The sequence below is a fragment of the Pseudomonas sp. 10-1B genome, from assembly GCF_000935045.1.
In the GTDB taxonomy this organism is placed as follows: domain Bacteria; phylum Pseudomonadota; class Gammaproteobacteria; order Pseudomonadales; family Pseudomonadaceae; genus Aquipseudomonas.
In genome coordinates this window covers 64,512-74,949 of record NZ_JYKS01000048.1, presented here as the reverse complement: position 1 = coordinate 74,949, position 10,438 = coordinate 64,512, and the positions used below count along the sequence as shown (strand labels likewise).

Below are 10,438 nucleotides of genomic sequence, written 5' to 3'. Positions count from 1 at the left end.
TGCCAAAGGAGCTTGAAGGGCAGGTTCTGGAGATCCTTTTAAATAACTAAACAAAATGAATATTTAGTGTAGTTATTCCTGAAATGAATATTATAAGGGCAGGGTAGCTCATCTGCTGAACCAGGGAAAGTCCAAATTCCCGGGCCGTTACTCTTGGAAAATCCTGATGCAACCGCATCTGACACCCTGGATGATTGCGCTATTGGAAAGCCGCCAAACACCTGCTTACAGGCACGACATGATGGCTGTTGCCCAGGTAAACGCGACGATCGGTATGGAGATTTTGCTGAAAGCTTCGTGGCTCGGCCCAATGGCAACCATGGCCAAGTCAATGAAACGCACGAGCTTGACGCCAAGTTGATCAATGACGCGCATCGCGAGCTGCAGCGCGCTGGCAAGATTTCTGCTGACCGCAGTCGGGCCGATAAGCACGATCTGTTCATGCTTTTTCGTGCAGTCCCTGCGGATCCGGACGCGCCTTCGATTCGACCAAGAGGAAGATTGGATTGAGCGTTACCGCATGTTTTCACAGACGCTCGGTATCCATATGAAGCCAGCTCACGCAAAGGCTACAGCGACACGTTGATTCGCGTCCTGGGCTCGATGATCGAGAGCGTTGTGAAGTGGTACCGCGAGCAAGACTGTCGCGACGTTGTTTGCTATGGCATGACGCCGGCGGATTTTTCAGGCCAAGGCGGGAAAGGAGCCTGAGCCGTCGTGAGCCTGTGGCCAAATCTGCCCAACCACGACCCCGGTAGCTTCATACAAAGGTGTGCATAATGCATATTATGTTAAATTTAGTATTATCGATCAGCACGTCTTTTGTCATCCAGCTCCCGAAAACCAGACTTCACCAGCCCCGCCATCCCTGATTGCCCGGTTTGAAAACCATAATTCAGCAGCTAGAGATCCCATCCGAAATCCCATCATCACTGAACTGAGCCGACGTGCGCTGGCACTCCACGGCCGAGTTCTGGCGTCTATGCAGCTTGGGCCAGGCTGCCAGATTAGATCGCCTGCAGGCAGCCGCAGCCGGTGACCTGACCACGTTGCGTGCCTAGTGACCTCAGCGTGTTTTACGGCCACCGCCACGATTAAGGCTGTCCTTCAACAGTCGCTCACAAGCTGGCGCCGAGCCCGCCGTTCAAATCGCCAGCGCCAGCCGACCCCACGGATTCCTTCGTGCCGCATCCATTGTTCCCGCCGATTGTGCTCCTAACCGACCACCAAGGCCTGGAGCGTCCAATCAAGCTACAACAGTCATTCACGATATGTGCTTGAACAGCAACCCCGTCGGCGAATTTTCACGGGTATTTTGTTCTGCCTGGAGATCCTTATACTTTGTCCTGATATCTTTAAGATTAGGCAAACCAACCATTCCTAAAACACCACCTAGCGCGCCTAGGGCCACACTTCCTGTCAGAGCCTGGGGATTCCACGCGCACTTGGACACCCATTCCACGAACACTTGGACAGTGATTCCACGCTGACTTGGACACCCATTCCACGGTCACTTGGACACTGATTCCACGAGTACTTGGACAGTGAGCATTCACTGATCAGACCCCAAGCTCAGGCAGGCAGCAACGCTGGACTATTCACTACCATCGACCTCTTTTATCGAAGCAAAGAGGTCGTCGTGGAGCGTTTATCCATGCGTAAAGTCCGAGAGGTACTACGCCTAAAGTTCGACGCCGGCCTGTCCGTGCGCAAGATCGCCGCAAGCCTGCAGATCAGTAGCGGCAGTGCTGGCAACTACCTACATCGCTTCAACGCCTGCGGGCTGACTTGGCCAACGCCGATGTCGGACGCCGAGCTAGAGCGGCTTCTGTTCCCGCCGGCCCCAGCAGTACCCAGCGATCAACGCCCGATACCAGACTGGGCATGGGTGCACACCGAACTGCGCCGCCCCGGCGTCACCCTGGCCCTGCTCTGGCAGGAGTATCGGCTCAGCCACCCGCAAGGCTTCCAATACAGCTGGTTCTGCGAGCACTACCGCTTGTGGGCCGCCAAGGTCGACGTGGCCATGCGCCAAGAGCACCGCGCCGGCGAGAAGTTGTTCGTCGATTACGCGGGCCAAACCGTACCGGTCATCGATCGGCAGACCGGTGAAATCCGCCAGGCCCAGGTTTTCGTCGCCGTTCTCGGTGCATCCAGTTACACCTTCGCCGAAGCTACCTGGTCACAAACGCTGCCTGACTGGCTGGGCTCGCACGCGCGCTGCTTAGCGTTTTTGGGCGCGGCCCCACAGATCCTGGTGCCCGACAACCTGCGCAGCGGTGTCAGCAAGGCGCATCGCTACGAGCCCGACATCAACCCCAGCTACCGCGACCTGGCCGAGCATTACGGCATCGCCGTCGTGCCTGCCCGTGCGCGTAAGCCCAAGGACAAAGCCAAGGTCGAGGTCGGCGTCCAGGTGGTTGAACGCTGGATCCTCGCGGCACTGCGCAACCGCCAGTTCTTCGCGCTGGGCGAACTCAACACCGCCATCGCACTGCTGCTGGATCGGCTCAACCACAAGCCCTTCAAAAAGTTGCCCGGCTCACGCCGGTCGGCCTTCGAAGCCATCGACCAACCGGCATTGCAGGCCCTACCGGAACAGCCCTACGTCTACGCCGAATGGAAAAAGGTACGCGTCCACATCGACTACCACGTCGAAGTCGATGGCCACTTCTACTCGGTGCCGTACCAGTTGGTGAAGCACAGCTCGAAGTACGCCTGACCGCCCAGACTGTCGAGTGCTTCCACGCGAACCAGCGCGTGGCCAGCCACCGGCGCTCGCCGCACAAAGGCCGCCACACCACCCAAACCGAGCACATGCCCAAGAGCCACCGCGAGCATGCCGAATGGACGCCACAGCGACTGATCCGCTGGGCCGAGCAGACCGGGCCCAACACCGCAGGCGTCATCGCCTACATCCTCGAACGCCGAATCCATCCGCAGCACGGCTTCCGCGCATGCCTGGGCATCCTGCGCCTGAGCAAACAACACGGCGAAGCGCGGCTAGAGGCCGCTTGCCAGCGTGCGCTGGCACTGGGCGCGTGCAGCTACAAAAGCCTCGAATCGATCCTGCGCCAAGGGCTGGAACGGCTGCCGCTGGCCCAGCAAAACCTGCCCCTGCTGCCCGACGAACACACCAACCTGCGCGGCCCCGGCTACTACCACTGACCTGCAAAAGGAACCTTGAAATGCTACCGAACCCCACCTTGGACAAGCTGCAAACCCTGCGCCTGCACGGCATGATCAAAGCGCTGAGCGAGCAACAGGCGACGCCCGACATCAACGACCTGAGCTTCGACGAACGCCTCGGCCTGATGGTCGACCGCGAGCTGACCGAGCGTGAAAACACACGCCTCACGACCCGCCTCAAGGCTGCTCGGCTGCGCCACAACGCCTGCCTGGAGGACATCGACTACCGCAGCCCACGTGGGCTGGACAAGTCGCTGATCCTGCAACTGGGCAGCGGCCAATGGCTGCGCGATGGCCTGAACCTGATCATCGGCGGCCCCACCGGCGTGGGCAAAACCTGGCTTGCCTGCGCCCTGGCCCACGATGACGGGGTATGCCAAGACGGACTTGCTGATCCTGGACGACTGGGGCCTGGCGCCTTTTACCGCAGCGCAACGGCGCGACATGCTCGAGCTGCTGGACGACCGCTACGGCAGCCGCTCGACGCTGGTGACCAGCCAGATGCCAGTGGACAAATGGCATGCACTGATCGGCGACCCGACCCTGGGCGATGCAATCCTCGACCGGCTGGTGCACAACGCTTATCGAATCGAACTGAGGGGAGAGTCGATGCGTAAGCGCACGACGAAATTGACGGTGGCAGGGGCTTCAGACTAACAATGCAACCCTGCGTCGCTGCGCTCCGACTGCCTGTCCAAGTGGGCGTGGATCAGGTGTCCAAGTGCGCGTGGAACGAGTGTCCAAATGAGCGTGGGCTGGGTGTCCAAGTGTCGTGGAATCCGCACAGAGCCCCCGCTACTCCAATTGTTCCGGCAGCCAGGCATGATGCAACGTCGATTCCGTAAAGCTTGAGTTTTTTATTACGCGCTTCTTTCAGCGACGCCTGGTGCGCCGCGGTTGCCGAACCACTCCAAATTTTTATTTGCCTCAGCGCTCCACGCGGCCTTGCATTCATCGTTGCGAAAGGAATCGCGGGCGTGCCAACACTTGGGCCGACACCCTACTTTGCTCTGCGCAACCAACTCCGGCCGCGGAAAGCTCAGGGCGCGGGGGTGACCATCCAATTGCTGCAGTGAGTTGGAATGCCCGGTCTAAATGGCTGCACCGAGCGGCTTGCTCCGACTAGCATCATCACCCCAATGCCCCCTGCCCCTCGACCGCTGCGTCCTCAGCGCTCGCGTAGCGCCCAAAGATCGGATCGACCAGACGAGCGCAAAACCTCGGCCACGAGTACAAGAACCCCTCGTTGAGCAAACTGTGTCCTGTCGAGGCCTACTTAAACTGGGTCGAAGTTGCCGGGTTAACTCATGGTGACGTATTCAGGAGAATTGACCGCTGGGGCAACATCAGCGATCGCCCGCTTGCAGCACACAGCTTGATCCCCCTCCTCCGCGACATTCTGGATCGGTGTGGCTTACCTTCCGAAATCTATAGTGTTCACTCCATGAGGCGCGGCTTTGCAACGTGGGCGGCGAGCTCTGGCTGGGATATCAAAACGCTGATGGAGTACGTGGGCTGGAGTGATATGAAATCAGCGCTTCGCTATGTTGAGCCTGCGCAGCAGTTTGGTGGGCTCATTAGGAAGCCTGAAGGGTATTTGCAGGTACTCGTACGTCCGGAGTTTATGGCTTGCCAGGCCCTGCCCAGGTGGCCCTGTGTTCAGGGCGATTGATCGTGGGGCACTGCAGCCGTGCCCTCCGAGATCCATGGCGTGCACTTGATGCGCAGACGTCAATGTGGGCGCCGGCTCAGGCTGGGATATCGAGGCGCGGATGGATTATGTACGCTGAGCAGATCTCAGATCTGCCCAGAAAATCGTGTGTCTTCAATATGAGCCTGCAGGGAGGCAATTTGGCCAAGCTCGACTTTATTTTCAGTGTTCATATGTGTGCCCTCAGCGAGTCCATCTCTGTCATGCGAATGCTCGCAGAGCAGGCAGAAAAAAATTTGGCGCTTGCACTCAAGGAAGCCGACGATTTGATAAAGGAGCATGAGCACGAAGAAGAAACGTACGATCACTACGGTGAAAGCTACGTGCGGCAACGGACTTTCTACTCATGCGGCTCTTCTATCGGATATGACTCTGACGAAGTGCTATTGACGTACAAGTTCATGATCACCCAACTCACGCGCCGCTCAGCATTTCTTACGATGTTTGGGTTGTTCGAACACCGTATGAGTCAATGCCTGGTGTTTATGCTTGAAGTGACTGGGTTTGAGGGGGAGCTCAAGGGTATGGGGCCAATAGAAAAGGCCCACGCTATGCTCAAAAAGGTCATTGGTGGCCAAGGCATCACAGACCTGGATCATCTGACTGTTATCAGGAATGTAATGGCTCACAGCAACGGCACCGCTAAGGGCTACAGCGAAATAAGCACGCGCAATGGTAGAAAGAGCCCTTCGGAAAAAAGGGTCTTGTCAGCCATTCGCAAAACCAGGGAAGTCCATAAAGTAAAAGGCGGTGCAAGGGGGGCTGAGAGAGATGGTAGAGCCTTGGTTTTTCAGAATGTTCGCCTAGTACTTCTCGAACCTGTCGAATGCCCCCAGCCGAATACTTGCTGTCTGACACTGACTACCACTAGTGATGAGCGACAGCAGCGCTCGGCTACAAGCGCCGCTGAGGTGGTTTCATGGATGCCATCGATCGCAGGGCGCGCTCCACCTCAGTCTGAGGTGTTCATGGCCACGCCCCGATCCGACTTACGCTACGAATGATCTGATGCGAAACGCGAGAAGCCCTACTGCTACCACACCTACACATTGAGACCAAAAAGGCTCGAGCCAGGCGTAGGTATCCTCGTCAAGCCAAACGCTGAACGCAGGCATGAGTGCGATCCAAGAGAGCCCGAGGCACACTGGCCAGCTGTAGCTGAGGCCCACGCCTAGTAGCCCTCGGCCCAGGCAGTATCCAAAGAGCCAGGCCAGACCCAGCCTCCCCAGGACAACGCCGGTCGTGGCGATGTCCAGATGTACCTGGGCAGCCAAGGTGGCCATGGCACAGAAACTCAAAACCACGGCCAAACAGATCAAGATCCCGGCACACGAGCTGCTGCTGTAACTTCCACGCATTGTTGTACCTCACTGATGAACGGTGATGTATCAATGCCCTTAAGCTGTTTTGATTTCAACTCAACTTCGAGCACTTTCTCCCAGGTCTCCTAAAACCGCTTGATGCCGGTGCCCTTGCGGGGCATCCGCCCGTCTCATACGCTCTGCCTGGCGCTGGCCGTTTTGAAGGCATGTCATGGATCGGGCACCGATTCCGTGATCGCGGCGGTCAGACCTGCCCGCCGGCAGGCACTCGGTTGAATGCTTCGTTAAAACGCTGACGACTGCGCTTTCCCGTTACAACCGGAGCAGTTTTGCTGCGCCGCGTGCGTACGGATATACCAGCCGAATGATGAGCAAGCGAAGTACCCATGAAAATCCAAGGCATTATTTTCGACTGTGATGGGACGCTGGTGGATAGTGAACGTCTCGCGGCTCAGCTACTGAGCCAGCAGCTTGGGCAGCAGAGTATTGAGATGTCCCCCCGTCGATGTTCTTTATCGATTCCGTGGCGTCCAGTTTCAAAGCTTCGTGGACGGTCTCTGTGATCAGTACCCTGCGTTATCTGCCGAGACGCTTATTACGGGCTTTCGAGCACTCAGCATCCCACTGTTTGAAGCCAGCCTGGAACCCATGCCAGGCGCATTCGCATTTGTGGAGGCGCTGACAATTCCGGCGTGCGTGGCCTCGAACGGCCCTCGGATCAAGATCGAAACCTGCCTCAAGTCCGTCGGCCTCTACAACACCTTTGAGCACTTGATCGTGAGTGCCTACGAGGTGCAAGCCTGGAAGCCAGATCCACAGATCATGCTGCATGCAGCGGGCAAGCTACGGTTGCCGGCGAACCAATGCCTGGTGGTAGAGGACAGCTTGTCAGGCGTTGAAGCGGGCCTGCTCGCCGGCTGCATTGTTGCGGGCTTTGGCGATACCGATTTTGGCAAATTCGCAGATGAGGACAATTTCCACCCCTGCCCTGACTACCGCGCACTGGATCTACTGGTGAACCGGCTGATCGCATAGAAGATCGGGGTGAGTGACTCCATCCCGATTACATTGTCGGGACATTTCTTTCACTCATTTTTATGATCTCTCGCAGAGACTAGCGCCCTCCCTACGTGATAGACCTCGCCCGCCTTGCAGCGGGCATTCTTTTGCCCGCGATCTCACATCCGTTTGCTTGAGCGCAACGCCTCACCCGTTACGGCTCTTGCAAAAAGCTGCCGCCTTTCTCGCGCAGAAGCTCAACCAATGCAACAGCGGCGGGAGGTAGATACCCTTCTGCTCTCACCGACACTGCCACGGTGCGACTCATGGTTGTTTCGATCAATGGAACCTCCTTCAGTCGTGACATGCCCTGGCCATACTCCAAGGTCTCTCGGGCGAGGAAACTCAGCAGCCTGGTACGAGCGATCAATCGAGGAAGCAGTGAGATCGAATTGGTTTCAATCTGAACGCTTGGGGGTGGCAACTGCTTAGAGATAAACGCGTTGTCTATCCAGCGTCTAGCCGTAACGGTGGGCCCTGGAAGCACCCACTGGTAACGGCAGAGATCCTGCTGAGCATAGGGAGCCAGGAAAATGGGATGGTCTGCGCTAGCGACCACTACGGCCTCATCCTGGAGCACCGGATAGATCTTGAAGTCCGGATCGCTAGAGACAAGGGGGCAGATGATCGCGTCCAGCCGTCCCGCTCTCAGGGACTCCTTGAGCACATCATCCTGGCCTATCGAGAGCTTAAGCGTCAGCTTCGGAGCCTTGTTCAGAAGCTCCTCGGCCAACTGCGGCAGCAGATACTCGGCCATGCTGGCTGCACATCCCAAACGGATGTTACCCACCAGACCATTGGCATAATCCCTGACCTCTCGCTCGGTTTCCGCAATGTTGATGCGCAGCTGCTTCCCTCTGGCCAGCAATAGCTCGCCGACATCGGTCAGCTTGATCCTTCGGCCATCACGCTGAAAAAGGCGTGCACCGAGGGATTCTTCCAGGCGTTGAATGCTTTTACTCAAGGCCGGCTGAGTGCGATTGAGCTTTTCGGCAGCTCGCCCGAGATGTCCGAGCTCTGCGATGGTCTCGAAGTAGGCAAGGTCACGAAAGTCCATAATTCATGAATTTCAGTTATAGGTTCATCGAAAGTAGCAAATAGACTTGATGAGTCTAGCCACCGATAATTCTCGCTGTCCCCAGGGGCTGCCGCCCTAAGGTGGCAGTCATGGCCTGGAGATACAGCACGTTGCAAACCTCAAAATCCGCCAGACACGTCCCCTCCCAGATTCTCAAATGGATCGCGCTCGTCAGCATCGCCGGCGCAGTAGGCCAAGGTCTGCACGCGGCGGCTGTTCCTGCAGGGTTGTTTCTGGGGCCAATGCTCGTCGCCATCGTCTTCGGCGTGTGCGGTGCACAGATGCATATGCATCGGCACATTTTCCGATTCGGCCAAGGTTGCGTGGGGCTTGTAGTGGCCCACTCCGTGACTTGGTCGGTTCTGGTTGCATTGGCTCAGTCATGGCACATCATGCTAGTCGCCACATTTCTTACCGTAACCCTGAGTGCCATTGTCGGGCTCGGAGCGGTTCGATACGGTGGTATTCCTGGTAGCACTGCCGCATGGGGCACAGCACCCGGCGCAGCGTCTGCCATGGTTTCCATGGCAGAAGAAAACGGCGCCGACTCTCGAGTTGTGGCAACCATGCAATACGTCCGGGTGGTGTGTGTTGTCATGATCGGTTCGCTGGTGAGCCATATGTTCGGAGCGTCGAACCTGTCCGTGGAGGTAGCTCCATCCGATAGCCCCCTACCTGGCACCGACCTGTTCAACCTCCTCCTGAGCCTGGGAGTCATCTTGTTTGGTGTATCAGCTGGCGCAAGAATGCCTGCTGGAGCTTTGTTGATGCCGCTTCTGATCGGAGGTGCCCTGCAACTGACTGGAATGCTGGACATCTCGATGCCGGCCTGGTTACTTGCGATCGCCTATGGTGCCATTGGCTGCTACATCGGGCTGCGCTTCGACCGCAAGACCGTGCTGTACGTGTTCAAGCACTTGCCCGCAATGATTCTGGGTGCAGTGATACTGATCTTGCTCTGCGCGTGCTGTGCTTGGCTTCTAGCCTATGCCACTGGCACCGATTTCCTTTCAATGTATTTGGCGACCAGCCCTGGGGGACTGGATGCCATGGCCATTATTGCGGTGGAGACGCATGCCGATGTCGGCATGGTGCTTGCGATGCAGACGCTTCGGCTCTTCGGCGTAATTCTTACCGGAGCTTACTTCGCCAAGCAGATCATCCGCCTGACCCAGAACTGATGACCTTAATTACCCTCGATCTGCTCCAGTGCCGCAAGCAGCTCGCGGTTGCTGCCTCCGAGCAGGCTAGTCGCCTGTGCAGCACGCTTGAGCAGTAGCAGTCGGGCTGCTCGGAGCTGATCCTTGTTGAATCGCTCAGACGGGCCTGACAGCGTGAGAGCACCTTTGAATTCATGGCCGACGCCGAATACGGGGGCTGAGATCGACGATGTATCCGGATCACGCTCACCAAACGACATCGCCCAGAACTGCTCTCGTACCTCAGCTAAAGCGCGATCTGCTGGCGGGCCAAAAGCTCTGAGGATCTTCCCGGAAGCCCCGGCATGCAGCGGGAAACGATCACCCTCATGGATGCTGAAGCGCACCGCCCGCTTGGGCTCTACACGGAACAGTACGACTCGGACATCGTTCTCGATCACATAGAAGGAAGACGTCTCGCCGCTCTCCTCTGTAAGCGCCTCGAGCACTGGGTAAATCGTGTCCCGCAGCCGGAATGAAGCTTGGTAGATCTGGGCCAATCGCAAGGGTTCATGACCTACAGCGTACTGCCCATCAGTCAGCCGCCTGATAAAACCAGCCCTCTCCAAAGAGCTGATGAGTCGAAGGATGGTGCTTTTGTACAACCCTGTGCGACGAGCGATCTCGGCCAATGGGAGGCTGCTTTGATCGGGCTCGAATGCCCCAAGGATCGCGAAGGCTCGATCAACCGCCGCCACCCCTCCGTCAGCATTATTCTTGGAAGCATCGGCTACCACAGGTTCATTTTTTGGCGACATCGGACTTCTTCTCGGCACAATCGTGAAAAAGCGGCCCCTTCAAAGGGGCCGTTCAGATGGCTGATACCTTACCCGTGAGTAAGGTTTACAGCTAGTCCATTGTCCATAACGCCGTTCTACTT

7 protein-coding genes and 2 pseudogenes are annotated in these 10,438 nt (G+C 57.4%); 6 read left to right on the top strand and 3 right to left on the bottom strand.

Translation table 11 applies throughout. From position 1 onward, the window contains the following. Window positions 1-225 precede the first annotated feature (225 nt). Window positions 226-432, bottom strand: a complete 207-nt coding sequence (locus TZ03_RS31145) for a hypothetical protein (RefSeq protein ID WP_051100627.1) — start codon at window positions 430-432, stop codon at window positions 226-228. A 1,222-nt stretch (window positions 433-1,654) separates the two neighbouring features. On the opposite strand from TZ03_RS31145, the pseudogene istA reads away from it, so the two are divergent. From istA to TZ03_RS29175, 5 genes and pseudogenes are all read left to right on the top strand, one after another. Beyond that, a pseudogene (gene istA, locus TZ03_RS22925) lies at window positions 1,655-3,168 on the top strand (IS21 family transposase). Window positions 3,169-3,188: 20 nt separating this feature from the next. After that, a pseudogene (locus TZ03_RS22920) lies at window positions 3,189-3,846 on the top strand (ATP-binding protein). Between the two features lie 589 nt (window positions 3,847-4,435). Continuing rightward, window positions 4,436-4,861 (top strand): tyrosine-type recombinase/integrase, encoded by a 426-nt coding sequence (locus TZ03_RS31610; RefSeq protein ID WP_082056694.1) that lies wholly within the window; start codon window positions 4,436-4,438, stop codon window positions 4,859-4,861. Between the two features lie 179 nt (window positions 4,862-5,040). Continuing rightward, the gene (locus TZ03_RS28005) at window positions 5,041-5,904 is read left to right on the top strand and encodes a hypothetical protein (RefSeq protein ID WP_152645523.1); all 864 of its coding nucleotides are present in this window, start codon (window positions 5,041-5,043) and stop codon (window positions 5,902-5,904) included. Between the two features lie 789 nt (window positions 5,905-6,693). After that, on the top strand, window positions 6,694-7,257 hold the full coding sequence (locus TZ03_RS29175) for an HAD-IA family hydrolase (protein WP_236692874.1): 564 nt from the start codon (window positions 6,694-6,696) through the stop codon (window positions 7,255-7,257). A 178-nt stretch (window positions 7,258-7,435) separates the two neighbouring features. On the opposite strand, the gene TZ03_RS22900 is transcribed toward TZ03_RS29175, so the two are convergent. Next, the gene (locus TZ03_RS22900) at window positions 7,436-8,338 is read right to left on the bottom strand and encodes a LysR family transcriptional regulator (protein WP_051100625.1); all 903 of its coding nucleotides are present in this window, start codon (window positions 8,336-8,338) and stop codon (window positions 7,436-7,438) included. 110 nt (window positions 8,339-8,448) lie between these two features. On the opposite strand from TZ03_RS22900, the gene TZ03_RS22895 reads away from it, so the two are divergent. Next, complete coding sequence (locus TZ03_RS22895) at window positions 8,449-9,540, top strand: AbrB family transcriptional regulator (RefSeq protein ID WP_051100623.1); 1,092 nt, start codon at window positions 8,449-8,451, stop codon at window positions 9,538-9,540. Between the two features lie 5 nt (window positions 9,541-9,545). On the opposite strand, the gene TZ03_RS22890 is transcribed toward TZ03_RS22895, so the two are convergent. After that, entirely contained in the window at window positions 9,546-10,316 is a 771-nt protein-coding gene (locus TZ03_RS22890; RefSeq protein WP_051100621.1) for an IclR family transcriptional regulator, read from the bottom strand. Window positions 10,317-10,438 lie beyond the last annotated feature (122 nt).